General features: G+C 67.7%; 21 protein-coding genes, 1 tRNA gene and 1 pseudogene. 10 read left to right on the plus strand and 13 right to left on the minus strand.

Translation table 11 applies throughout. The annotated features are described in order from the left end of the window. Positions 1 to 160: 160 nt before the first annotated feature. The 7 genes and pseudogenes from tatB to U1763_RS12405 all read right to left on the minus strand — a co-directional run. A pseudogene (tatB, locus tag U1763_RS12375) lies at positions 161 to 413 on the minus strand (Sec-independent protein translocase protein TatB); the annotation flags it as partial. Between the two features lie 53 nt (positions 414 to 466). Continuing rightward, positions 467 to 712 (minus strand): Sec-independent protein translocase subunit TatA, encoded by a 246-nt coding sequence (locus U1763_RS12380; RefSeq protein WP_056416986.1) that lies wholly within the window; start codon positions 710 to 712, stop codon positions 467 to 469. A 28-nt stretch (positions 713 to 740) separates the two neighbouring features. Next, positions 741 to 1,349, minus strand: coding sequence for an SMC-Scp complex subunit ScpB (scpB, locus tag U1763_RS12385; protein ID WP_332755450.1), 609 nt, complete (start codon positions 1,347 to 1,349; stop codon positions 741 to 743). Next, positions 1,346 to 2,068 (minus strand): segregation and condensation protein A, encoded by a 723-nt coding sequence (locus tag U1763_RS12390; protein ID WP_332755451.1) that lies wholly within the window; start codon positions 2,066 to 2,068, stop codon positions 1,346 to 1,348. Before U1763_RS12390 ends, scpB begins: the two co-directional genes overlap by 4 nt. 407 nt (positions 2,069 to 2,475) lie before the next feature. After that, entirely contained in the window at positions 2,476 to 3,477 is a 1,002-nt protein-coding gene (locus U1763_RS12395; RefSeq protein ID WP_332755452.1) for a glycoside hydrolase family 3 N-terminal domain-containing protein, read from the minus strand. Positions 3,478 to 3,584: 107 nt separating this feature from the next. Next, entirely contained in the window at positions 3,585 to 7,664 is a 4,080-nt protein-coding gene (locus U1763_RS12400) for a translocation/assembly module TamB domain-containing protein (RefSeq protein ID WP_332755801.1), read from the minus strand. 59 nt (positions 7,665 to 7,723) lie between these two features. Beyond that, a complete protein-coding gene (locus U1763_RS12405; RefSeq protein ID WP_332755453.1) occupies positions 7,724 to 9,715 on the minus strand; it encodes an autotransporter assembly complex protein TamA in 1,992 nt (663 codons plus the stop codon). A gap of 219 nt (positions 9,716 to 9,934) precedes the next feature. On the opposite strand from U1763_RS12405, the gene U1763_RS12410 reads away from it, so the two are divergent. Then, positions 9,935 to 10,132: a hypothetical protein gene (locus U1763_RS12410; protein WP_132738033.1), complete on the plus strand. Its 198-nt coding sequence runs from the start codon at positions 9,935 to 9,937 to the stop codon at positions 10,130 to 10,132. A gap of 402 nt (positions 10,133 to 10,534) precedes the next feature. Here the strand turns inward: U1763_RS12410 and U1763_RS12415 are convergent, their stop codons facing one another. Continuing rightward, positions 10,535 to 11,167 (minus strand): S24 family peptidase, encoded by a 633-nt coding sequence (locus U1763_RS12415; protein WP_332755454.1) that lies wholly within the window; start codon positions 11,165 to 11,167, stop codon positions 10,535 to 10,537. A gap of 89 nt (positions 11,168 to 11,256) precedes the next feature. Between U1763_RS12415 and U1763_RS12420 the strand changes: the two genes are divergently transcribed. The 4 genes from U1763_RS12420 (at position 11,257) to U1763_RS12435 (ending at position 14,281) form a co-directional block, all read left to right on the plus strand. Further along, complete coding sequence (locus tag U1763_RS12420; protein ID WP_165911374.1) at positions 11,257 to 11,433, plus strand: hypothetical protein; 177 nt, start codon at positions 11,257 to 11,259, stop codon at positions 11,431 to 11,433. Positions 11,434 to 11,435: 2 nt separating this feature from the next. Continuing rightward, positions 11,436 to 11,756 (plus strand): hypothetical protein, encoded by a 321-nt coding sequence (locus U1763_RS12425; RefSeq protein WP_332755455.1) that lies wholly within the window; start codon positions 11,436 to 11,438, stop codon positions 11,754 to 11,756. Between the two features lie 67 nt (positions 11,757 to 11,823). Further along, positions 11,824 to 13,008 (plus strand): acyl-CoA dehydrogenase, encoded by a 1,185-nt coding sequence (locus U1763_RS12430; protein WP_332755456.1) that lies wholly within the window; start codon positions 11,824 to 11,826, stop codon positions 13,006 to 13,008. 133 nt (positions 13,009 to 13,141) lie between these two features. Beyond that, complete coding sequence (locus U1763_RS12435) at positions 13,142 to 14,281, plus strand: CaiB/BaiF CoA transferase family protein (protein ID WP_332755457.1); 1,140 nt, start codon at positions 13,142 to 13,144, stop codon at positions 14,279 to 14,281. Positions 14,282 to 14,342: 61 nt separating this feature from the next. Here U1763_RS12435 and U1763_RS12440 read toward each other — a convergent pair whose 3' ends face one another. Then, a complete protein-coding gene (locus U1763_RS12440; protein WP_332755458.1) occupies positions 14,343 to 15,638 on the minus strand; it encodes a sugar MFS transporter in 1,296 nt (431 codons plus the stop codon). A 104-nt stretch (positions 15,639 to 15,742) separates the two neighbouring features. On the opposite strand from U1763_RS12440, the gene U1763_RS12445 reads away from it, so the two are divergent. From U1763_RS12445 to U1763_RS12465, 5 genes are all read left to right on the plus strand, one after another. Continuing rightward, positions 15,743 to 16,288: a (2Fe-2S)-binding protein gene (locus tag U1763_RS12445; protein WP_132738018.1), complete on the plus strand. Its 546-nt coding sequence runs from the start codon at positions 15,743 to 15,745 to the stop codon at positions 16,286 to 16,288. Positions 16,289 to 16,707: 419 nt separating this feature from the next. Beyond that, positions 16,708 to 17,655 carry an RcnB family protein gene (locus tag U1763_RS12450; RefSeq protein ID WP_332755459.1) on the plus strand — a complete coding sequence of 316 codons (948 nt, stop codon included), beginning with the start codon at positions 16,708 to 16,710 and terminating at the stop codon, positions 17,653 to 17,655. Between the two features lie 131 nt (positions 17,656 to 17,786). Further along, positions 17,787 to 18,470: a prolyl hydroxylase family protein gene (locus U1763_RS12455; RefSeq protein ID WP_431358286.1), complete on the plus strand. Its 684-nt coding sequence runs from the start codon at positions 17,787 to 17,789 to the stop codon at positions 18,468 to 18,470. 433 nt (positions 18,471 to 18,903) lie between these two features. Next, positions 18,904 to 20,679 (plus strand): single-stranded-DNA-specific exonuclease RecJ, encoded by a 1,776-nt coding sequence (recJ, locus tag U1763_RS12460; RefSeq protein WP_332755460.1) that lies wholly within the window; start codon positions 18,904 to 18,906, stop codon positions 20,677 to 20,679. Positions 20,680 to 20,740: 61 nt separating this feature from the next. Beyond that, positions 20,741 to 20,815, plus strand: a tRNA-Glu gene (locus U1763_RS12465). 142 nt (positions 20,816 to 20,957) lie between these two features. On the opposite strand, the gene U1763_RS12470 is transcribed toward U1763_RS12465, so the two are convergent. From U1763_RS12470 to U1763_RS12485, 4 genes are read right to left on the minus strand one after another with little or no spacing between them, the layout of a single operon-like run. Beyond that, a complete protein-coding gene (locus U1763_RS12470) occupies positions 20,958 to 21,800 on the minus strand; it encodes an HpcH/HpaI aldolase/citrate lyase family protein (protein WP_332755461.1) in 843 nt (280 codons plus the stop codon). Further along, positions 21,797 to 22,249, minus strand: a complete 453-nt coding sequence (locus tag U1763_RS12475; RefSeq protein WP_332755462.1) for a MaoC family dehydratase — start codon at positions 22,247 to 22,249, stop codon at positions 21,797 to 21,799. The genes U1763_RS12470 and U1763_RS12475 overlap by 4 nt, the downstream gene beginning before the upstream one ends. Next, positions 22,249 to 24,120: an acetyl/propionyl/methylcrotonyl-CoA carboxylase subunit alpha gene (locus U1763_RS12480; RefSeq protein ID WP_332755463.1), complete on the minus strand. Its 1,872-nt coding sequence runs from the start codon at positions 24,118 to 24,120 to the stop codon at positions 22,249 to 22,251. Before U1763_RS12480 ends, U1763_RS12475 begins: the two co-directional genes overlap by 1 nt. 2 nt (positions 24,121 to 24,122) lie before the next feature. Next, a complete protein-coding gene (locus U1763_RS12485; RefSeq protein WP_165886499.1) occupies positions 24,123 to 24,398 on the minus strand; it encodes a barstar family protein in 276 nt (91 codons plus the stop codon). Between the last annotated feature and the right edge of the window lie 2 nt (positions 24,399 to 24,400).

Consider the following 24,400-nt stretch of genomic DNA (forward strand, 5'->3'; position numbering starts at 1 on the left):
GACCCGGCGGGGGGTGCGCCGTCGGACGGAGCGGCGGCCACTACCGGCTTCTCGACCATCACCGGCTCGTTCGTGTGATCGTCCGCATCGTCGATAGACCGGTAGTCGCGCCGGTGCTCGTCCGTTTCCGGCGAATGCACGACCTGCGCGGTATCCGCCGCTGCGTCCGCACCCGTCTGCGGATGCTCGCGCATGATGCGTTCGTTTTCCGACGCCCAGCGCTTTTCCATCTCTTCGAGTTCAGCCTCGCGAACCATCGAATCGAAGCCCGAGCGGAATTGTCGCGCGACCCCGCGCGCCTTGCCGACCCAATAGCCGACCACGCGCATCGCCTTGGGGAGGTCCTTCGGACCGATCACGACGAGCGCGACGAATGCCACGAGCAGGAACTCGGAGGGCGCGATATCGAACATTCAGCCGCGCCTATCTAGGGTCTTCAACTCTGCCAACTTCAAGCACGCTTGCTTCAGGCAGGACGGTCGTCGCGGACGCGATTGCCGTCGCGATCGAACGCGGGATCGGCAGACTTCTGCGCTTCGATCCGCGCCGACGGCTTGGCCGGCGTCTCGTCGTCGTTCTCCGACATGCCCTTCTTGAAGTTCTTCACGCCCTTGGCGACATCGCCCATCAGGTTCGAGAACCGACCGCCGCCAAGAAGGAGGATCGCGACAACCGCGAGGACGAGCAAGTGAATCGGGCTAAAACCGCCCATGGCCATTCTCCTGAAAACTGGACCCTATCTAAGGCTCATCCCGTCCCAATGCCAGAGATTGCGCCATCCCCCCGCCATCTTCATTATCTTCGAGCCGATCGAAGGCGAGATCGACCGGATCGAGCAGCCCGGCGGCGCGCAAATCGTCGATCCCCGGCAGGTCGCGGCGGCTCGCCAGCCCAAAATGGACGAGAAATTCGGGGCTCGTCGCGAACATCAGCGGCCGCCCCGGCACCTCGCGCCGCCCCGCCGGTTTTACCCAGCCCGCCTCCATCAGCACATCGAGCGTCCCCTTGAAGATTTGCACCCCGCGAATCGCCTCGATTTCCGCGCGCGTGACCGGCTCGTGATAGGCGATGATCGCGAGCGTCTCGATGCCGGCGCGGCTGAGCTTGCGCGGCTCCTCGCGGTCGCGGCGGAGCATGTGCGCCATGTCCGGCGCGGTCTGGAACTGCCACCGCTCGCCGCGCCGGACGATATGGATACCGCGCCCGGCATAATCGGCCGTCAGCCGGTCCAGCGCCGCGCGGACATCGCCCGCCCCGACATGCGCGCGGATCGAGTCGATCGTCAGCGGGCTCTCGGCCGCGAACAGCACCGCCTCCACCGCGCGCACGTAATCGTCCGGCGGCGTCATGCGCGCGCCCTGAGATAGAGTGGCGCGAACGGCGAGGCCTGACGCAGGTCGATCTTCCCCTGTCGCGCGAGTTCGAGCGCCGCGACGAAACTCGATGCGAGCGCCGAGCGCCGCAACCGTTCGCCTGCTTCGGGCAGGAAGCTCTCGATCACGCTCCAGTCGATCCGTTCGCCGACCAGCATCGACACGCGCTCCAGCGCCGCCTCCAGCGTCATCACCTCACGGTCGGCGACAACGTGCATCACCGGCCGCGTCCGTGCGGAAATCCGACCGTAAGCGGCGATCAGGTCGAAGATTTCCGCCTGCCACGCCGCCTTCCGCACAGTCCGCAGCCCCTCCGGTGCGCCCCGCAGGAAGACGTCGCGCCCGGTCCGATCGCGCGCCATCAGCCGGGCGCCCGCCTCGCGCATCGCACTCAGTCGCTCGAGCCGGAGTTGCAGCCGCAGCGCGAGTTCTTCCGGGTCCGGCTCGGCGAGCGGATCGCGCGGCAACAGCAACGCCGATTTCAGATACGCCAGCCACGCCGCCATCACGAGATAGTCCGCCGCTAGTTCCAGCTTCAGCGCGCGCGCGGAGTCGACATAGGCGAGATACTGCTCGACCAGCGCGAGGATCGAAATCTTCCGCAGATCGACCTTCTGCCCGCGCGCGAGCGATAGCAACAGATCGAGCGGCCCCTCCCACCCGTCGAGATCCAGCGTCAGTTGGGCGTCGTCCATTGGCGCACGCTACAGCATGCAGGAAAACAGTGCATCCCGGGGTGGTGCGGTAGCTTGGCGCGAGAAGGCGCTGGCGATGGAGACGGCTGGCGCGCGGATGGAGTGACGTGGCTCTGGCTCATGGGGCGGGTCACGCAACCTCAAGCTCTCCCCGCAAACTGACGCCCCCCCCAAACCGTTCGTGCTGAGTAGCGGCCGAGTAAGCTCGTCAGAGCCGTATCGAAGGCGCGTATCGAAGCACAGGTTCCAAGCACCACGCTTACCAAAGATCCACCCCGGCGGAGGCCGGGGCCCAGTTGGGGGACGTCAATTGTCGGCGTCGCGCTTCGTTACTGCGACCTCTCCAACTGGACCCCGGCCTCCGCCGGGGAGGTGAATAGGGAGATGTGCACTAGTCTTAAATAAGCTCAGACCCGCGCCAACAGCGCGTCCCGCGTAGCGATCAGTTCGGCAAAATTACCCTTCGCCGCCCCGACCGACGCCATCGCCCGGTCCAACCGCGCGCGCGCCGCTGGCGAGATTTCCTCCAGCCGCCCGGCGATCTCGACCATCTCGTCCATTCGCGCCCAGCAATCGAGCACCAGATCGCACCCAGCCGCGATCGCGCCGGCCGCCTTGTCGCCAGCGGTGCCGGAGAGCGCCTTCATGTCGATATCGTCGGTCATCAACAGCCCGTCGAAGCCAATCCGCTCGCGGATGATCCGGTCGATCACGATCGGCGACAGCGTCGCGGGGCGGTCGGCGTCCCACGCGTCGAAGACGATATGCGAGGTCATCCCCATCGGTACCTGGTTGAGCGTGCGGAACGGTTCGAGGTCGATCTCGAGCTCGGCATCGGTTGCGGTGACTGTCGGGAGGTGGTGGTGCGTGTCGAGCTTGGCGCGACCGTGACCGGGCATGTGCTTGACGACACCAACGACGCCGCCTTCTGCCAGACCCTCGAGCATCGCCCGACCCAACGCCGCCACCCGCATCGGGTCCGACCCGTAGGTGCGGCACGACACCGCCTCGGTCGTATCCGGCTGCGACACGTCGAGCAGCGGCGCGCAGTCGACGGTGATGCCGACCTCGCTGAGCATCACCCCCAGTGCCTGCCCGTTTGCGCGCGCCGCCTGGATCGCGGTCATCGGCGCGCGCTCGTACGCCGCGTCGAACACCGGGCCCGCAGGGAATGCAGGCCATTCAGGGGGCCCCATCCGCGCGACGCGTCCCCCCTCCTGGTCGATCAGGATCGCCAGATCGTCGCGTCCGGCCAGTTCGCGGAGCGAATCTGTCAGCGCGCGGACCTGCGCGCGGTCGACGATGTTGCGCTTGAACAGGATGTAGCCGGCAGGCTCGCACTCGGCGAAGAACGCGCGTTCCTGGGGCGTGAGGACGGGGCCGGACAGGCCGAAGATGACGGGCTTCATGACTGGGTCCTAAACCGAAAAAATTCCCTTACCGTTCGCCCTGAGCGAAGTCGAAGGGCCTGCGCATCTGAAGCGGCTTCGACTTTGCTCAGCCCGAACGGGGTTGCTCAATAATCCTTCGACACGCGGACGTTCGCGCTCTGGCGGCCGAGCGTCGAGATGCTCGACAACAGCGACAGCCACCGCGTAACCTGGAACTCGACCTGGGTTGCCGAATAGCCCTGACCGTCGGTGACGATCTCCGCATACAGCCGCCGCGTCACGTATTTACCCGCCGCGATCGAGGTGCCCTGCCCGGTCTGCGGATCGGCCGGCAGAATGCGCAGACGGTCGAGCCCGGCCGCACGGCGCACCGCGTTGATCGGATTGAGCCCGCTGCCGCCGCCCTGCAACGCCGCCACCGCCGCCGCCAGCTGCAGCGCCTCGGGTGCGGACAGATTGGTGATCGAGGTGCCGAACAGCAGCCGCGAAAGCAGCTCGTCCTCGGGCAAGGCCGGCGTGCTGGTGAAGCTGATCTCGGGTTTCAGCGCGTACCCCGTCACCCGGATCGACGCGCTGAGCCCGGTCGAATCCGCGTTCGCCTCGATATCGAGCGCGGGGTTGGCGGGCACCTGTCCGTCGAAGCGGATCACGCCGCGCGCGAGTTCGAACTTGCGACCGGCGAACTCGTAATCGCCGCGGATCAGCGTCGCGCGGCCGGTGATCGCCGGGTTCTCGGGCTGGCCGGCGATCTGGAGGTTGGCGGACCATTCGCTGGTAAGCCCGAGCCCGCTGACCATCACCTGGTTCGGCGCGCGCGCCTTGATCGCCAGCGTCCAGGGCTTGGTCGGCGTCTCGATCTCCTCGCCACCATCGGGCAGGTTGATCTCGCGGATGTTGAGTTGCGGGACGGCACTGGCAGCGGTGGCCTGGCCGAGGCGGTAGCGGCTCTTGTTCAACACCACGTCGCCCGCGATCGTGCCGCCCGAGCCGTTCGACTTGAACGTGAGTGGCCCGGAGACGGTCGCGCCGATATCATCGCGGTTGATCATCACCGCCTTGTCGGCCTGCAAGGTCAGATCGAGACCGACACCGTTGGCGGCGGCGAACTCGAACTGGCCGGTGCCGGTTACGCGGCCGCCCTTGCCCGCGTCGGCGCCGAACCGGTCGATCACGAGCCGCGATCCGCCGAAACGGCCGGTCGCCTGGACGTTGGACAGGACGGTGCCGGTGGTCGCGCTCTCGATCCGCGCGCCGTTTGCCTGAACGATACCGCGGAGCGTCGGGTTGGCGAGCGTGCCGACGACGTCCGCGCCGATCGCGACCGGGCCCGACAGGTCGAACAGCTCGACGCCCGTCAACCGCCAGAGCGTGTCGGCGGGGCCACTATACCGCAGCTGGCCGAACAGGCGGGCGTTGCTGATCCGCGACGCCAGATCGCCCTGCCCGAGCGGCGCGAGTTGCGCCTGCGCGCGGCCGATCGTCTTGCCGCCCGAGGCGATCACCGCGCGCAGGCCGAGCTTGTCGGGGGAGAGCACCGCCGCGACGCCGACGTCGATCGGGCGCGAGGAGAGGACGAGACCGGCGCGGCTAAGCCCGCGAATCGTGACGTTCGCCTTCCCCGTCGGCGCGGCGCCATTCGCGGTCGCGACCGTGACGCTGCCCGACGCGCTCCCGCTGAGGCCGAGTCCGGGATAGGCGATGTCGAGGATCGCGAGCGGCATCCGCGTCAGGCTGGCGTCGATCGCGGTGCTGGCGGCGGTGAAGCGGCCGCCGATCTGTGCCTCGCCCCCCGAGAAGCTGAGCCTGGTCGGCGCGAGGTGCCAGCCGTCCTCGGCCTGGGTGACGATTGCCGGGGTCAGCAGCTTCAGCGGGCGGCCATCGAGCGTGCCTTGCGCCGAGATCGCGTAGCTGTTGGCGGTGACCTGCGTGACGCTCTGGATGTCGAACGCCCGGCCGCGGGAGCCGGCGATCGACGCCTTGATCGTGCCGACGCCGCCACGGAGCGACGCGGACCCGTTGAGCCGGGCGAGGCTGAGCGCGCCGCGACGCAGCCCGAGGCCGGTCGCGGTGGCCTCGATCGAGGTGCCGGCGGGATCGAGCAACGTGACGAAATCGAGCTTGCCCGAGCGGAGCGCGACGGTGTCGAGCGTCGCGGCCTTGGCGGCGAGATGCCCTTCGATGCGCTGGATCTGGCCGACCGGGCGGAACAGGAGTTCACCCGAGATACCGCCGCCTGCGACTGCCAGCGCGCCGTTGAAGCCGCCATCGACCACCGCGACATTGCCGCTCGCGCGCGTGCCGGCGACTTTGAGCGCGGCGACCTGGATCGTCGCGCCGGCGCCCGGTGGCAACAGGATCGCGCCGTTGGTGGTGAACGCCCCGAGCCGCGATCCGCCGGCTGCGGTGAAGGCGAACCCCTGCGGCGTCGGATCGAGATGCGCGCGGATGTTCGACAGGCCGAGCGTGGCGTTGGGGCTGGCGAAGACGAGGTCGAGCGTCGGCTTCTCGATCTGGCCGTCGAGTTTGAGCGTGAGCGGGCCGTAGGTCTGCTGGCGCCCGCCGCCCTCGAAATGGAAAGTGCCATCGCGCCGGCGATACCCATTGCCGGTCAGCCGGATCTGCGGCGCGGTTAGCACGAGGTTCGTGAAGTGCAGGACGCCGTCGGTGGTGCGTTCGAGGTCGGTGGTGATCCGCGGCAACCCGCCCGCGAGACTGCGGAAGAAGGCGTTGTCAAGCCGCACCATCTGCGCGCTGCCTTGGCCGATGACGCGCGTGCCCTTGCGGTTCGGGCCGGGGACGACCCGCAAGGTCGATTTCACGTCGACGATGCCGAGACCGGGGATCAGATACCGCCCCAAGCCACCGTTGATGCCGACCTCGAACTGACCGTTGCGCAGGTCGACCGCCAGATTGATGCTGCCGGTGAGCTTGTCGGACCGGAGCTTGAGGGCGTCGCCGGTGAGTAGCGTCGGCGTCACGCGGAGCAGCCCGTCGACCGACAGGCTGCGCAGGATCCCGCCCGCCACGCTGCCGACTCCGGTCACGCGCGCGGCGGTGAAGCGGATCGGGACGGTCACCGGCGCGGCGGACAGGCGGCCCTTGCCGGCGGCGTGCGCGTTCTCGAAACCGGTCTGGTCGAACGCGAAGCGGCTCGCGTCGAGGCGGTAGTCGAACGCTGCGGTCGCGAACGGGCCGTCGAGGATTGCGCGGAGCTCGACCATGTTGCCGGTCATGTTGTCGAACAGCGCAGGCGGTCGCAGCAGTCGTGCCTTGATCCGCACGTCGCGGTAGGCGTTTGCGCCGAGATCGACGATCCCCGTCGTATCGATCGCGAGCGCTGGCGTGCGGAGCGAAAGCTGGCCGTCCAGCCGACGGTTAGCGAACCCCGCGCTGCCGTTGACGAGCACGCGTGGCGCGGTCAGCCGTTGCAGGCGACCATGCAGCAGCGACCACGGCGAAAGCGTACCCGACAGCGTGTAGCGCCCGGCGACTTGTGCGAGCGCGAGATCGACGACTCGGGTCGCGCCGACCATGCCGTTCGCGCGGCCGTTCCACTTCGCCCAGCTGCCGTCACCGGTGACCGCGAGCGCGACCGGCCCCTTCGCCTTCACCATCCGCGCGAGCACACCGCCCGCGGCCCCCTTTGCGGCGACGTCGATGTCGAAGCGATCACGTGCGGGCTCGGCATCGATCCGCAGCTTCAGATCGTCGCTGCCGGCAACGCGTGCCTTCAGGTCGACCAGCGCCCGACCCGAGCGAATGTCGGCACGGCCTTCGAGTGTGCCGATCCGCTGCGTCCCCAGCACGCGCTTCGCCAGCGTCAGCCGCCCGACCGAGAGCTTGCCGATATGGATATCGAAATCGGGCAGGATCGGGCCGCGCGTCTTGGACGGCCGAGTGCGCGGCGTGTGGGTCAGGATCGCGCGATCGACGATCAGCCGCTGGATCTCGAGCCGGTTCGAAAACCAGTCGAACGGCGACCAGTCGAGCGTGACGTTGGGCGCCTGGAAGACCAGCCCCTCAAGATCGTACACGCGCAGATCGATCAGCCGCGTATCGCCGTATAGCGAGCCGTCGATCCGCCCGACCGTGAAGCGTAGCCCGTTGGCGGTCTTGATCGCGGCGATCCGGTCCGCGACGAAGCGGTGGCCGATCCCCGTGTCGACGATGAGCAACGCGGTACCGACGATCACGAGCAACGCCATGATGGCGCTGACGATCCACCGCCACCACGCGATCCGGCGTTTTGGGAGAGCCTCCTCGGTCAAAACGCCTGCCCCAGCGACACGTACACCGCGATCCGGCTGTCACCCGGTTGCGGGTTGATCGGCGTGCCGACGTCGAGACGGATCGGCCCGAAGTTCGAATAATAGCGCACGCCAATCCCGGTGCCGTATTGCAGCCCGGTGAATTTCGGCAGCGGCGAGGTGTAGATGTTGCCCGCGTCGAGGAACGGCACGATTCCGAAACTGCCGAGCACGCGCACCCGCGCCTCGATCGAGAATTCGGTCAGGCTGCGGCCGCCGATCGGATCATTATTGGGGTCGCGCGGGCCGATCGACTGATAGCCATAGCCGCGCACCGACGCGCCGCCGCCGGCGTAGAAACGCCGCGACGGCGCGACCTGATCGCGCGGCGCGCCCACTATGGTGCCGAGCCGGGTGCGCGCGGCAAGCACCACGCGCTCGCCGAACGGCTGATAGACGCTGCCGTCGAACTGGGTCCGCGCATAGCCGAACACCGAGCCCTGCAACGATACTTCGGGGCTGAGCCGCCCGCCGAGGCGGAAGCCCTTGGTCGGATTGAGCAGGTCGTCCGAGCCGTCGTAATTGAGGCTGGTCGGCAGCGCGCCGATGAAGAAGGTACGGCGGCGCGGATCGCCGGTCGACAGGATCACGTCGCGCTCGTCCGACGCCAGCAGCTCGGCACCGACCGACCAAGTCCAAGTCTTCTGAAAGAAGATGTTGGTCTGGCGCTCGAGGCTGCCCGCGAGCGAGAACGTCTTCGCATCATAGGCGTCGCGGTTTGTGTGCACCGCGGACGCCTGGAGCGTCAGCACACGGTCGCGCGCCTGGAAATTGTTGCGCCGGAACACGATCGAGCCGAGCTGTTCTTGCGTTCCCAACACGCCGCGCAGCGTCAGCGCGCCCTCGGGCGGGAACAGGTTGCGGTGCGTCCAGCTGAGTTCCGCGCGCGCGCCTTCGCCGGTGCCGTAGCCGAGCTCGCCCGCGACGGTGTGCGGCGGCGCGGGGTCGAGCTTGACCGCGACGTCGACGGTGTCGGGAGTCGCGCCCTGCACCGGCTTCAGATCGACCGAAGACACCAGGCTGGTCTGGATCAGCGCACGGCGGAGATCGTCCAGCTTGGTCGCGTCGTACAGATCGCCCGGCGAAAAGCGCGCGATCTCCGCGACGTGGTCGGCGCCGAACACGCGGTTGCCGGGGAGTGCGACGATCTGCCCGAATTTGCGCGCGCCGCCGGGTTGCACGGACAGATCGAGCGTCGCGGTGCGCGTGGCGTGATCGACGACGATCGCAGGGTCGCCGACCTTGGCGAACGGAAAGCCCTCGCGGCCGATCTGCGTCGTCAGCTTGGCTTGGCCCGCGACGATCGCGTCGGAATTGACCGGATCCTCGGGCTTCACGCCGAACGCGGTGACGAGGCCCGGCGCCTTGTCGCCCGCCGCGGCTATGCCGTCGATCGTCACACCCTTGAAGGTGTAGAGCGTGCCGGGGGTGGCCGACAGCACGACCATTGGCTTCGCGCCGGGCTCGACCCGCGTGACGACGTTGGCGTCGTAATAGCCCTGCGCGCGGAGCAGGCTGTTGAGCAGGTCGGCATCCTCGCGCGCCCGGCGATCGAGTTGCGCGGCGTTGGCAGCCTGGTGATCGTTCGCGTCGAGCGTCGACAGGGCGGCGAACCGCTGGCGGAGAAGGGCGTCGTTGATCCCGTCGATACCATCGATCCGCCAGGCATAGCGGCTCTCCTCATTGGCATCGACCGCGGCGATTGTCGCCGCTGGGTCCATCGGCGAGCTCGCGAGGTCAGGCCAGGCGACACCGATATCGGGGAGCGCGGCGAGCGGCGAATTGGGATCGAGCGACATCGGCGTATCGGCCGCCGCGCCGGCTGGTGGCGTCGTCGAAGTCTGCGCGCGAGCAGGCGTGGTCTGTGCGCCCGCGGCGGATACGGCCCCGGCGGTCGTCAGAACGAAAAAGGCGGCGGCCGGCCCGGCTCGCCCGACGCGGAACACCATGTCCGGCTCCTAGCCGGGCTTGTCGTGGCGGAACAGTATGTAACGCCGTATTTCCGCCACGTTTCATCCGGGCATAGGCGTGTCATGAGGCGTGGGCGCTCGACCGCAGCATATAGTAGCCCAGCGCGACGTGAGGTCGGCATCGCATAAACCGGATAGGGAGCATCGAGCAGCGGCGGGTAGCTGGCATCCGGGCGCGGCGCGTGGCAGGACAGGGCGATGGCCGATCCGACTTCCCGCGACACCCTCCCCCCCCACAAGGACCCCAGCGCCGCGGGCGGGTTCCTCGTCGCGCTCGGCATGCTGGGCGGCGCGGGAGTCGGCTTTGCGATCGGGCAGGCCACGCCGGGGTTTCTGGTCGGGACGGGACTGGGCGTGATTGCTGCGGTTCTGGTGTGGGTTAAGGACCGGCGGTAGAAGGCCACTCCTGCCTTTCCACCCCCATCCGTTCGTCCTGAGTAGCCGTCGAGTAGCTGCAACGCAGCGTATCGAGACGGCGTATCGAAGGACAGGTTGGCGCGCGGCCCCCATGCTTCGATACGCGCCCTCGATACGCTCCTGACGGAGCTACTCGGTCGCTACTCAGCACGAACGGGGGTCAGCACGAACGAAAGTCGGCACGAGCGGTGGTCGGCACAGACAGGCGGACCCGGACAGATCGAACTCGCGATCCTCCCCCGCCAGGGGGAGGTGTCGCCGAAGGGGACGGAGGGGGAGGACACGCAACGGCGGTTGCTCTTTCCTCCCCCTCCGTCAGGCTCACGCCTGCCACCTCCCCCTTGCGGGGGAGGATCGCACGGACCCGATACGTTCACCGCCTCAACGCGGCTCGCGCATTTGCCACACGACGCGGCCGATCACGGCGATCCGTCCCTTCGGGATCGGTCCCGCCGCGGGGTTGTCGCTGGTCGCCACCAGCTGCCCACCTGCCAACGCAACCCGCTTCACCATCACCGCGTCGTCGATCCGGATGACATACACCCCGCCCTTCGCACGCGGCGTCCGGTCCGCGGTATCCACTACGATGTGATCGCCGTCGAACAGCCCCGGCTCCATCGAATTGCCACGGACCCGAATGATCGCCGCCTGCCCGTCCTTCAACCCGAGTCTCCGCGCTAGGCCAGGGTCTAGCGTGTCCGTGCCCAGCACGATTTCGCCATCGATCTGCGCACCCGGCCCTGCGGACGCAGCGACATCGAGTTTGCGGATCCGGAAACCCGTCGCGCGATGAGGTGGTGCGCCGAGCACGACCTCGCTCACGCCGAGATAGGCCGACAGCAATCGCCGATCGCGTTCGCCTAGGGTTCGCGGCGATCCGCGGCGGACATATTGCTGGAGATACGCCGCATTGCGCCCGAGCATCGCCGACAGCGCCGCAAGGCTATCGCCGCGCGCCGCCGCCAGCGTCGCGAGCGCAGTCCTGGGGTCGGGATCGGATGCAATTTTCGACACTACCCGACCCTAGCGTAGGAAATTTCCTAGACAAGTAGGATTTCGCGGAACAGATCAAGAACAGGGCAAGGGACTCGGGAGGAACGACGGTGACGATTCTCATGAAGATCGATCGATATCTGCGGCAGACCGGCATGCCGATGACCAAGTTCGGGCGGCTGGCAGTCGGCGATCCGCGGCTCGTGCATGACCTGCGACGCGGTCGTCAGGCGCGCGAACCGATGGTGGCGCGGATCGAGGCATTTATTGCGAGCAACGGATCATGAGAATGGACGCGATCCGCGGCCCCGATGTGGGTACGCTGCTGATCCGCGCGCTTCGGGGTCACGCGAGTGCGGCGGGCCTGACGATGCACGTCGAGTCGATCGCGTGCACCCCGTGGGCGAGCGCGACGTTTGTCGGGACGCTCCACCGGCTGACGATCGCGGCGGTCCCCGTACCCGGTCTTCAAGACTGGATCGATGGCCTGCCCGACGCGGAGTTCGCGCTGCGCGGGCATATCGTCGCCGATCTATCGGTCGACTGCGTTGAGACGATCGGCGACCGGGAGCACGTGACGATCGCGGTACTGACGCTGATCGATGCTTAAACGGCTCGTCAGGGCTGGACTTTCGCCTGCCGAACCACGAAGTCGGCGGTCAACGAAGGAGATGCAGATGGCCGGAATGGGCAAGTTCGATTGGGCGGATCCGTTCCTGCTCGACGATCAGTTGAGCGAGGACGAGCGGATGATCCGCGACAGCGCGAAGGCGTATGCCGACGACAAGCTGGCGCCCAGGATCATCGACGCGTTCCAGCACGAGCATACCGATCCCGCGATTTTCCGCGAGATGGGCGAACTGGGCCTGCTCGGGCCGACGATCCCCGAGGAATATGGCGGCGTCGGCGCGTCGTACGTCGCGTACGGGCTGGTCGCGCGCGAGGTGGAGCGGATCGACTCAGGCTATCGATCGATGATGTCGGTGCAGTCGAGCCTGGTGATGTACCCGATCAACGCATTCGGGTCCGAAGAGCAGAAGCGCAAATACCTGCCCAAGCTCGCGACCGGCGAGTGGATCGGCTGCTTCGGGCTGACCGAACCGGACGCGGGCTCGGATCCCGGCGGGATGACGACGCGGGCGAAGAAGACGGCCAACGGCTATGTGATCTCGGGCGCGAAGACGTGGATTTCCAACTCGCCGATCGCCGACGTGTTCGTGATCTGGGCGAAGTCCGACGAGCATGGCGGCGGCATCCGCGGCTTCATCCTGGAGCGCGGGATGAAGGGGCTGGAGACGCCCAAGATCGAGGGCAAGCTGTCGTTGCGCGCGTCGATCACGGGCATGGTGATGATGGATGAGGTCGACGTCGGCGACGATGCGCTGCTTCCCGACGTGCAGGGATTGAAGGGGCCGTTCGGGTGCCTCAACCGGGCGCGCTACGGGATTTCCTGGGGTGCGCTGGGCGCGGCGGAATTCTGTTTCCATGCGGCGCGGCAATACGGGCTGGACCGCAACCAGTTCGGCACGCCGCTGGCCGGGCGGCAGCTGTTCCAGAAGAAGCTGGCAGACATGGAGACCGAGATCGCGCTCGGGTTGCAGGCGTCGTTGCGCGTCGGGCGGCTGATGGACGAGGGCCGGTTCGCGCCGGAAATGGTCTCGATCGTGAAGCGCAACAACGTCGGCAAGGCGCTCGATATCGCGCGGATGTCTCGCGACATGCACGGCGGGAATGGCATCTCGGGCGAGTATCAGGTGATGCGCCACCTGATGAACCTGGAGACGGTCAACACGTACGAGGGCGCGCATGATGTGCATGCGTTGATCCTAGGGCGGGCGATCACGGGTATCGCTGCGTTTTGAGTTCAGCCCCGACGTCCTACCACCCCGGCAGAGGCCGGGGCCCAATTGGGGAACGGGTATTGGCTGACGCTGCGCGTTGTTACTCCAACCTTTCCAATTGGGCCCCGGCCTCCGCCGGGGTGGTGCTGTGATCGTGGAGGACAAACCTTCCCCCCTCGCCGGCTTGAAGGTCGTCGAACTCGCACGCATTCTGGCTGGGCCTTGGGCAGGCCAAGTGCTTGCCGATCTCGGTGCCGAGGTGGTCAAGATCGAAAGCCCGGCCGGGGATGATACGCGCACCTGGGGCCCGCCGTTCATCGACAACCCGGACGGCAGCCGCGACGCCGCGTATTTTCATGCGGCCAACCGCGGGAAGCGGTCGGTCGTCGCCGACTTTACCACGCTGGAAGGGCAGGCAGTTGTCCGTGCGCTGATCGCCGACGCCGACGTCGTGATCGAGAACTTCAAGGTCGGCGGGCTCGTCAAATACGGGCTCGACTACGCTTCGCTCTCTGCGGTCAACCCGCGGCTGGTGTATTGCTCGATCACCGGGTTCGGGCAGGACGGGCCCTACGCACCCCGCGCCGGCTACGACTTCATCGTCCAGGGGATGAGCGGGATCATGGACCTGACCGGCGAGCCTGATGGCGCGCCGCAGAAGATCGGCGTGGCGTTCGCCGACATCATGACTGGGCTATATTCGGTGATCGCGATCCAGGCGGCGCTGGCGATGCGCGAGCGGACCGGCCGGGGTCAGCAAATCGACATGGCGTTGCTCGATACGATGACCGGCGTGCTGGCCAACCAGGCGATGAACTGGTTCGCAAGCGGCGTGTCGCCGACGCGGGTCGGGAATGCGCATATGAACGTGTGTCCGTATGCGGTGTTTCCGTGTGCCGATGGGTGGTTCATCCTGGCGGTCGGGAATGACGGGCAGTTCCGGCGGTTCTGCGACGCGATGGGCTTGCCCGCGATGCGCGACGATCCGCGGTTCGCGACCAATGCGGGGCGGCTGGCGTTTAAGGACGTCTTGTTCGCGGGGATCGAGGCGGCGACGTCTCTGGTGCCGAAGCTCGAGTTGCTGGCGCGTCTGGAGGCGGTCGGGGTGCCGGCCGGGCCGATCAATACGGTAGCGCAGGCGTTCGATGATCCGCAGGTTATCGCGCGGGGGATGGCGATCGACGTCGCGCGGCCGGATGGGTCTCTGGTCCCAGGGCTGCGTACGCCGATCCGGTTTTCGGATGCCGATCTGGCAACCGGACGGGCGGCGCCGATGCTTGGGTCTACCGACTAAGCATGTGTCCCCGCGAAGGCGGGGACACAGTCTGGGCCCCCGCCTTCGCGGGGGAACACGCTCAGTAGGCCGCTTCGACTACCGGCTTCCGAGCGTAAAGCCCGTACGCCAGGATCAGCGCGTAGCAGATCGCCGGGAGCAGCAGCGCGAAGTGCAGGCTGCCCGACTTGTCCGCCAGCATACCCGTCAGATACGGGACGATCGCGCCGCCGACGATCGCCGTGGCGATCACGCCCGACCCCTCCGCCGCACGCTTGCCGAGACCTTCGGACGCCAGCGAGAAGATCGTCGGGAACATCACCGCGTTCATCAACCCGATCGCGAGCAATGCCCAGCCCGACAGCGCGCCCTCCGTGTTCGCCGAGATCAGGATCAGCGCCAGCGTGCCCGTCGCGACGCCCGCGAGCACCTTGCCGGGCGACACCTTGTTCAGCACGTACGCGCCGATGAACCGGCCGACCAGCGCGCCGCCCCAGTAGAACGGCACGTGCTTGCCAGCTGCGACGTCGCTCAGGCCCATCACGCTCGGCTGCATCAGGTAATTGACGATCAGCGAGCCGACCGCGACCTCGGCGCCGACGTACAGGAAGATGCACGCCGTCCCCATCGCGAAGCGCGGGCGCTTCAGCAACGTGAACGCATGGAAGATGCTGCCGGTCTGGTCCTGCTCCTCGTTGAGCCGGTTGCGGCGGGTCCACACCACCGCGGCGACGATCAGCAGCGCGATCGCGAGGCCGATATAGGTGTGCACGACCGTCCGCGACGATTCCGTCCGGTACGCATCGAGCGCGGCGCCGGTGAGCGTCGAGGAATCGACCGTCGCCAGCCCGCCGAGGATCAGCGCGGAGCCGACATACGGGAAGATCGTGGTGCCGAGCGAGTTGAACGCCTGCGCGAAGGTCAGCCGGCTAGAGGCGGACTTGGGATGGCCGAGCGCCGAGATCAGCGGGTTGGCGACGACCTGCACCACGGTGATCCCTGCGCCGAGCACGAACAGCGCGAACAGGAACATGCCGAAGCTCGCCTGCCCTGCGGCGGGGATGAACAGCAGGCAGCCCGCGGTCATCGTCACCAGACCGATCGACGCGGTCCGCATGTAGCCAGCCTTGCGTACGATCGCGGCGGCGGGGATCGAGAACAGCGCATAGGCGAGGAAGAACGCCGACTGGACCAGCATCGCGGTCGCGTGGTCGAGCGTGAAGAGCTCCTTCATCTTGGGGATGATGATGTCGTTCAGCGAGGTAATGCCGCCGAAGATGAAGAACAGCGCGAACACGAACACGCGCAGGTCGGGCGCGTCGTAGCCGTGGCTGGCATCGCCTCCGGCTGCGGCGGTGGATTTGGTATCGACGTGCATCGTGTTGCGCCCTCTCGCGGTATTTGCGTGCGACATAAGCCGGGGGGCCGCCGCGTGGCAATGCCGGTTGGTGCGATCCCGTGCGGCGCGCTAGGACGGCGGGCATGAGCCGCTTCACCGTCAACAACGAGCCGATCGAATACCGGCTCGATAACGATACGCCGCTGCTGTGGGCGCTGCGCGATGCGTCGAACCTGACGGGGACGAAATATGGCTGCGGCACCGGCCATTGCGGTGCATGCACGGTCGATATCGATGGGCGCGCGATGCGGAGCTGTCGCGTGCCGATTGGATCGATCGAGGGCGCGTACGTCACGACGATCGAGGGCCTGTCGAGGGAGCGCAATCATCCGGTGCAACTGGCGTTCATCGCGGAGGCGGTGCCACAATGCGGGTTCTGCATTCCGGGGATGATCATGGCGGCGGCGGCGTTGCTGAAGCGCAATGCGGATCCGGGCGAAGAACTGATCCGCGAGCAGATCACCAATCTGTGTCGGTGCGGGGTGTATCCTCGGGTGGTCGAGGCGGTGCAGCGCGCCGGGCGGGCGATGCGCGGGGAAGAGGTTATTCCGGCTGGGCCGCGGCCGGGGATCGATCCGGCGGACTCCGCTCGGCTGGTGCCAGCGCTGGTGCCGCCGCCGGCGCGGTAGCGGCCCTGCTCATAACCAAGCTTGTTCTCCCGCGAAGGCGGGAGTCCAGTCTGGGCTCCCGCCTTCGCGGGAGAACAAGGAGGGCGCGCCGTTGGATAGGTCGCCCATGCAACTGCCGTCCGTGTAGCGACCGCCCCTGTAGCTGCCGCCACCCCGCCGCTGCACCACCCCGGCGGAGGCCGGGGCCCAGTTGGAACGTCCAGCGTGACAGATCGCAGCACGTCGTTACATTCCATCCCCAACTGGGCCCCGGCCTCCGCCGGGGTGGCGGCTACGACACGATGCAGCGATCAACCGCCCTCGCCACCCCAACCTGTCTAATCGCTGACGAACCCATTCAGCCTCTCCACACCCCGCAACGCCTAGAACCAACACATCATAGGAGCCGGCTCGTGCGCCGGCAGTCGAGGACCACGGCGATGACGGGCAAGTTACTCAAACTCTTGATGGCAGCGTCGGCGTTGGTGCCGGCTACGACGATGGCGACCGCCGCCACCGCGCAGCAGGTCGACCAGGACCGCGGCGACCGCGGGGACCGCGGCAACGATGGTTCGCGCCAGGATCGTGGCCAGCGCCCTGATCGCGGTGACCGCCCCGACCGCGGACCGCGCCCGGACGGCCAGGCTTTCCAGCAGCAGCGTCCCGATCGTCCCGCCGCGCCGGACCAGGGCCAGCGCCCGCAGCGCGCCGACCTCGGCGTACAGGCTCAGGTACGTGGTGACGGCCCGGATGGTCGCGGCCGGCCCGACTGGAACGGTCAGCGTGGCAACGGCCAGGGGTGGAACGGCCAAAATCGTCCCGGCCCGCAAGCCGGTCAGGATCGCGGCGGCTGGAACCGCGACCAAGGTCGCCCCGGCTTCGATCGCGGCAACCAACAGGTAAATCGCGGCCAGTTCGACCGCAATGGACGCAATGACGGTCGAGGCGACGGTCGGGGCGACTGGCGCAACGGCGGCCGTGACGGCTACCAGAACCGCCAGCCCAACCGTGCCTACGGCAACGTCCCGGGCTATGGCCGCGGTGGCTACAATCAGGGGCACTACAACCAGGGCGGCGCTTGGAACCGCGGCTGGCGCAACGACAACCGCTACGCCTGGAGCAACTACCGCGCGTCGAACCGCGGCGCCTATCGCCTTCCGCGCTACTATGCGCCGAGCGGCTGGGGGTCGGGCTATCGTCGCTTCGGCGTCGGCTTCTCGCTGAACAGCATCCTCTACAACCAGAATTACTGGATCCAGGACCCGTACACCTACCGCCTGCCCGAGGCGTACGGCCCGTATCGCTGGGTGCGCTATTACAACGACGCGTTGCTGGTCGATCTCGACAGCGGCCGCGTGGTCGACACGGTGTACGACATCTTCTGGTAGGCGCCCCCTCTAAGAATTGCGCCTACCCGTCACGCAGTAACAGGGGAGAGCCCCGTGGTGACAGACGTCGCCGCGGGGCTCTTGCGTTTCCCCCTCTTGCCTTTCGGGGCGAGTTCGCCAAATCCTGCGGCGTGGGTATCTTTTCAAAAGCCAAGAAGGTCGATCCGGCCATGGCCCTCCGCCAGGCCGCCGGATCGCAGGTCGCCGCCCGACTGAACGCCAATCCCGCGGTACAGCGTATCGCGATGGACACGGTGCAGTTCTATTACCAGTCCGACTTCCTCGATCCGAAGACCTGCAAGCAGCTGATCGCGATGATCGACTCCAAGCGGCGGCCGTCGACCTTGTTGTCCGATCGCCCGAACAGCAGCTTCCGCACCTCGGAAAGCTGCGACATGGATCGCTGGTCTCCCGAGGTCCAGCCGACCGACGAGGCGATCGCGACGCTGCTCGGGATAGACCTGCTCCACGGCGAGACGATGCAGGGCCAGCGCTACGCCCCCGGCCAGCAATTCCGCGCGCACCATGATTATTTCCACGAGTCCGAAAGCTATTGGGCCAAGATGCAGGAACAGGGCGGCCAGCGCACCTGGACCGCGATGGTGTTCCTCAACGACGTCCCCGAGGGCGGCGCGACGTGGTTCCCGCAGGCGGGCATCAAGATCGCCCCGAAACGCGGCATGCTGCTCGCATGGAACAACATGAACCCGGACGGGACGCCGAACGGGCTGACGCTGCACGAGGGCATGCCGGTGATGGAGGGCGTGAAGTATATCGTGACGAAGTGGTTCCGCGAGCGGCCGTGGATCAAGTGAGGGGGGCGAGTAGACCGCCAGCTCGCCCCCTCCCCCGTCGCGGAGCCCCCGGCGCGGATTCCTCATCCCCCCGTTCGTCCTGAGTAGCCGTCGAGTAGTCGCCGAAGGCGGCGTATCGAGACGGCGTATCGAAGGACAGGTTGGGTCGCGGAACCCATGCTTCGATACGCACCCTCGATACGCTTCTGCGAAGCTACTCGGTCGCTACTCAGCACGAACGGGTGCGGGGGGCGGGAGCGTCTTCTCCTTCCACCGCCCCCCACCAACAAGCACCCTTTCCACCCCCTTCACGTTATCCTGACGAAAGTCAGGCAGAGCCATGAACGCCCACTTCCGTAATCCTGGATCCTGACTTTCGTCAGGATGACGGTGCGAGCGCTCGCCCAATGCACGGTCCGCTCGACAATCCCCCCGCAGCCACTACGTCCAAGGCATGACAGTTCTAGGCGTAACCTCCTCCATCCTCGGCCAACCCTGGCGCTGGCGCGCGCTCGCCGCCGACGGCCGGGACGGCTTTGGCGTCGACGCTTTCGGGGGCGGCTCGGGCGACGATCTCGTCACCCAGCTCCTGCTCGCTAGGGGCTGCCCCCGCGACGCGCTCGACGCGCACCGCACGCCGTCGATCCGCGCGTTCATGCCCGACCCGTCGATCTTCCGCGACATGGACCGCGCCGCCGACCGCCTCGCCGACGCCGTGCAAGCCGGCGAACAGGTCGCGATCTTCGGCGATTACGACGTCGACGGCGCCACCTCCGCCGCGCTCATGGTCCTGGTCCTGCGCGATCTCGGCATCGAAGCCCGCCCCTACATCCCCGACCGCCTGCTCGAAGGCTATGGCCCGTCGGGCGAAGCACTCGTCCGCCTCGCCGGCGAAGGCGCCTCGCTGATCGTCACGGTCGACTGCGGCGCGCAAGCGTTCGACGCACTCGACGCCGCCCGTGACGCGGCAGTCGACGTGATCGTCATCGACCATCACAAATGCTCGACCGCGCTCCCGCACGCGCTGGCGCTGGTCAATCCCAACCGGCTCGACGAGACCGAGGGCGCCGCGCATGGCCATCTTGCCGCGGTCGGGATGTGCTTCCTCGCCGCCGCCGCGCTCGTCCGCACGCTCCGCGCGCGCGGCTTCTTCAAGGACCGCGCCGAGCCGAAGTTGATCGACCTGCTCGACATCGTCGCGCTAGGCACCGTCGCCGACGTCGCCCAACTCCGCGGCCTCAACCGCGCGTTCGTCGCGCAGGGTCTGAAAGTCATGGGCGCACGCAAGAACATCGGCGTCGCAGCCTTGATCGAAGCCTCGCGCCTGACCCGCAACCCGACCTGCACCGACCTCGGCTTCGCACTTGGTCCCCGCATCAACGCCGGTGGCCGCGTCGGTCGCGCAGACCTCGGCGTCCGCCTGCTGACCACGCAGGACCCGGACGAAGCCCGCCAGATCGCCACAGAACTCGATCGCCTCAACGAAGAACGTCGCGCAATCGAAACCGCCGTGCAGGAAGCCGCCGACCTCCTCTCCAGCCGAGACCGTGCGGTCGCCGTCGTCGCCGGCCACGGCTGGCACCCCGGCGTGATCGGCATCGTCGCCGGTCGCCTGAAAGAAAAGCTCGGCCGCCCGTCGATCGTCATCGCGATCGACGAGAACGGCATCGGCAAGGGCTCCGGCCGATCGATCCCCGGTGTCGACCTCGGCGCAGCGGTCATGGCCGCCCGCGAACACGGCTTGCTCGTCGCCGGCGGAGGCCATGCGATGGCGGCCGGCCTGACGATCGCCGAGGCCGCCATCCCCGCCTTCACTGACTTCCTCGAAGAGCGCCTCGCCGCCGCGGTCGAGCGCTCGAACGGCGACCGCGCGCTGCTGCTCGACGCCGTCCTTGCGGCCGGCGGCGTCAACCCCGGCCTCGTCGAATCAATGGAAGCCGGCGGCCCCTACGGCATGGGCTGGCCCGCGCCACGCGTCGCGATGGGCCCGGTCCGCGTCATCAAGGCGGATATCGTCGGCAACGGCCACGTCCGCACGATCGTCGCGGGCGACGACGGCCGCAGCATCAAGGCGATGGCGTTCCGCTCAGCCGAATCCGCACTCGGCCAGGCCCTGCTCGGTGCCGCCCCCCACCGCAAACTCTGGCTGGCGGGCCGCGCGAAGATCGACGACTGGTCCTCACGCCCCTCGGCCGAGCTTCATGTCGAGGACGCGGCGTGGGCAGACTAAATTCTTGTATCGAAACGCTTGACGCCTCGCCCCCTTCCCCTTAGTCGGCCTCCACCACGCAGGCCCCTTCGTCTAGCGGTTAGGACGCGGCCCTTTCACGGCTGAAGCACGGGTTCGATTCCCGTAGGGGTCACCATCGGCTGAAAACAGCGCGTTTGGTGAGTGAAACTAGAGCGGTTGCCCTCGACATCGGAATGATTTTGCTCCCGGCCTTCTGGTGGGCGGTTTCCACGAATTACTGTCAAGGACATGCCGCGACCGCACTTGAATCGTGCCGTCTACGTCGCGCGGTCGAGTATTCGGCGTGCCTGCTTTAGATGTGGTGCGTCCACCATCCGACCATCGACCTGCAATGCGCCTGCCTCCGGTTGTGCAGCGAAGGCAGCGACGATCGCGCGCGCATGTGCGATCTGCGCCGCATCGGGCGTAAACGCGGCGTTGATCGTCGCCACCTGCGCCGGGTGGATCGCCATCATGCCCGTGAAACCATCGCGCGCCGCGCGCTTTGCATACGCCGCCAGCCCCTCCACATCGCGAAACGCGGGGTAGACCGTCTCGATCGCCGGTACCCCCGCCGCATGCGCGCCGAACAGCGCGAGCGACCGCACCATCTCATACGGCGCCGTATAGCGGCCATCGTCCTCACGCGAGGTTGCCGCGCCAATCGCGGCGGGCAGGTCCTCCGCCCCCCAGGTCAGCCCGGCGAGCGCCACGCCACACCCAGCATAGCTGCCGAGTTGGAAAATCGCAGCGGGAGTCTCGGTCGCGATCGGCAGGATCGGGGCGTCGATTCCTGCCTCGGTTAGCCGCTCGGCTAGCAAGCGAACGCTGGCCGCCCCTTCCGCCTTGGGCAGCACGATTGCGTCCGGCGAGGGGCCGCGCAGCGCCACGAGGTCTTCGCTGCTCAGATCGGTATCGAGCGGGTTGATCCGAACGAAGACCGCGACCCCACCCCGCTCCGTGCGCAACCGCGCCGCGACCGCCGCTCGCGCGGCGTCCTTGGCCGATGCCGCCACCGAATCCTCCAGGTCGAGGATCAGCGCGTCGGCACCACTCGCCGCGGCCTTGTCGAACCGTTCAGGCCGATCGCCCGGCACGAACAGCAGCGATCGCAGCCTCATGCCGCAGATCGCTTGATCAGCGCGCTGCGCAGGCACTGGCACACGATCTCGTCGCGCTGGTTGAGCAGGCGGTGCGCGAACGTGACGATCCCCGCATCGGGTCGCGACCGGCTTTCCTTGAGCGCATGCACCTCGGTTTCGGCGCGCAGCGTGTCACCGATGAACACCGGCTTCGGCATGACGAGCTTGTCGTAGCCAAGGTTCGCGACCAGCGTGCCGAGCGTCGTGTCCCCCACCGACAGCCCCACCATCAGCGCGAAGGTGAAGGTGCCGTTGACCAGAATCTGCCCGAACTCGCTCGCGCGCGCGGCCTCGGCGTCGAGGTGCAAGGGCTGCGGGTTGTGCGTCATCACCGTGAACAACAGATTGTCGGTCTCGGTCACGGTGCGACGGATCTCATGGACGATCGTGTCGCCGACCGTCCAGTCATCGTAGAAACGCCCGGCCATCATTCGCTCTCCCCGTTGCTCGGCACCAACTTATCGATCCGCGCGAGCATCGTGCCTTCGGATACCTGCGCGCCTTCGGTTACCTTCAGCTCCGCGACGACGCCATCGAACGGCGCGAGTAACGCCTGCTCCATCTTCATCGCCTCCAGCACCAGCATTCGCTGGCCCTTGGTCACCGCCTGCCCGTCCTCGACCAGCACCGCGATGACGCGGCCCGGCATGGGCGCCAGGATCGCACCATCGCCCTCGCCCGCCCCGGCGATGTGGTCGGCTCGGCGCGGACCGAACGGCCATGCCTCGCCGTCAAGGAACAGCACGCCGTCCGCAACGACCGCCGCCGACGCCTGGTCGCCAGTGACGAGATACGGCTTGCCCGCGACCTCGACTGCGACCTGCGAGGACGGCGCCGCATTGGTGCGGAACCCACGCAGGCTGGTCCAGGGATCGCCGGTCACGGCAGGCAGGATCGCCGCCGCCGCCGCCGCCAGCACAGCCAGCGAAGGCTCCGCCGCCGGGATCAGCGCATCGGCATGACGCTCGATGAACCCGGTATCGACCCGCCCCGCGACGAAATCCGGATGCGCCGCGGCACGCGCAAGGAACGCGGCGTTGGTCCTCACCGGCCAGACCTGCGTACCGCGCGCCGCCGCCGCCAGCTTGGCTGCAGCTTCGCGCCGTGTCGTCCCGTGGACGATCAGCTTGGCGATCATCGGATCGTAATAGGGCGTAACCTCGCCTCCCTCCTCGACGCCGCTGTCGATGCGGACGCCGGCGGGAAAGCGCAGCCGGTCGAGCGGCCCGGTCGACGGCAGGAACCCCGTGCTCGGGTTCTCGGCATAGAGCCGCGCTTCCATCGCCCAGCCGGTGATCGACAGCTCGTCTTGCCGCTTCGGCAGAGGTTCGCCGCTCGCGACGCGCAACTGCCACTCGACCAGATCCTGCCCGGTGATCGCCTCGGTCACCGGATGCTCGACCTGGAGCCGGGTGTTCATCTCCATGAACCAGATCCGATCGGCACGCAGGCCCTCCGATCCGTCGGCGATGAACTCGATCGTCCCCGCACCGACATAGTCGACCGCACGCGCCGCCTTCACGGCCGCCTCGCAGACCGCCGCCCGCGTCGCGTCGTCCATGCCGGGTGCGGGCGCTTCCTCGATCACCTTCTGATGGCGGCGTTGCAGCGAACAGTCGCGCTCGAACAGATGGACCGCCTGCCCGTGCGTATCGCCGAACACCTGCACCTCGATGTGGCGCGGCGAGAGGATGTATTTCTCGATCAGCACCTGCGTGTTGCCGAACGACGCCGCGGCCTCGCGCTTGCAGCTCTCCAGCATCTCGGCGAAGTCGGCCGCGGCATCGACCTTGCGCATGCCCTTGCCACCGCCGCCCGCCACCGCCTTGATGAGCACCGGATAGCCGATCGCGTCGGCCTCCGCCTGCAATCGCGCGGGCGACTGGTCCGCGCCGAGATAGCCCGGCGTGACGGGCACGCCCGCGGCGATCATCCGCTCCTTGGCGGCGTCCTTCAGCCCCATCGCGCGGATCGCCGCGGGCGGCGCACCGACCCAGACGAGACCGGCGGCGATCACGCTCTCGGCGAACTCGGCATTCTCCGACAGGAAGCCGTAGCCGGGGTGGACCGCTTCCGCGCCGGTCGCGCGTGCCGCCTCCAGCAGGCGGTCCTGCCGCAGATAGCTGTCGGTCGCCGCCGCGGTACCGATGCACACCGCTTCGTCCGCCTCGCGGACGAACGGCATGCCGGAATCGACGTCGGAATGGACCGCGATCGTGCGGATGCCGAGCCGCCGGGCGGTGCGGATGATGCGGCGGGCGATCTCGCCGCGATTGGCGATGAGAAGACTCTGGATCATGCTTAGCTCTCCAGTCGCAGGGCGACGGCGTCGGTGCCACGTTCGGCGACCGCGTCCAGGATGACGGTGACGATGCGATCGAACCGCGCGCCGATCGTCGCGCGCGCCGCTGCGGCGTTGACGATGTGCAGGCGGATCGGCGGCGCGACGACTGCTACGAGCAGGTCGAACAACGCGTCGAGACTGCCGCCATACCATTCCACGCCCGACGCCTCGCGGATCAGCGTATGGAAGGCCGCTTCGTCGGCGACCGTCGCGCCGTCGATGGTCAGGTCCATGC

It is taken from the genome of Sphingomonas sorbitolis (genome assembly GCF_036663875.1).
Lineage (GTDB): Bacteria > Pseudomonadota > Alphaproteobacteria > Sphingomonadales > Sphingomonadaceae > Sphingomonas.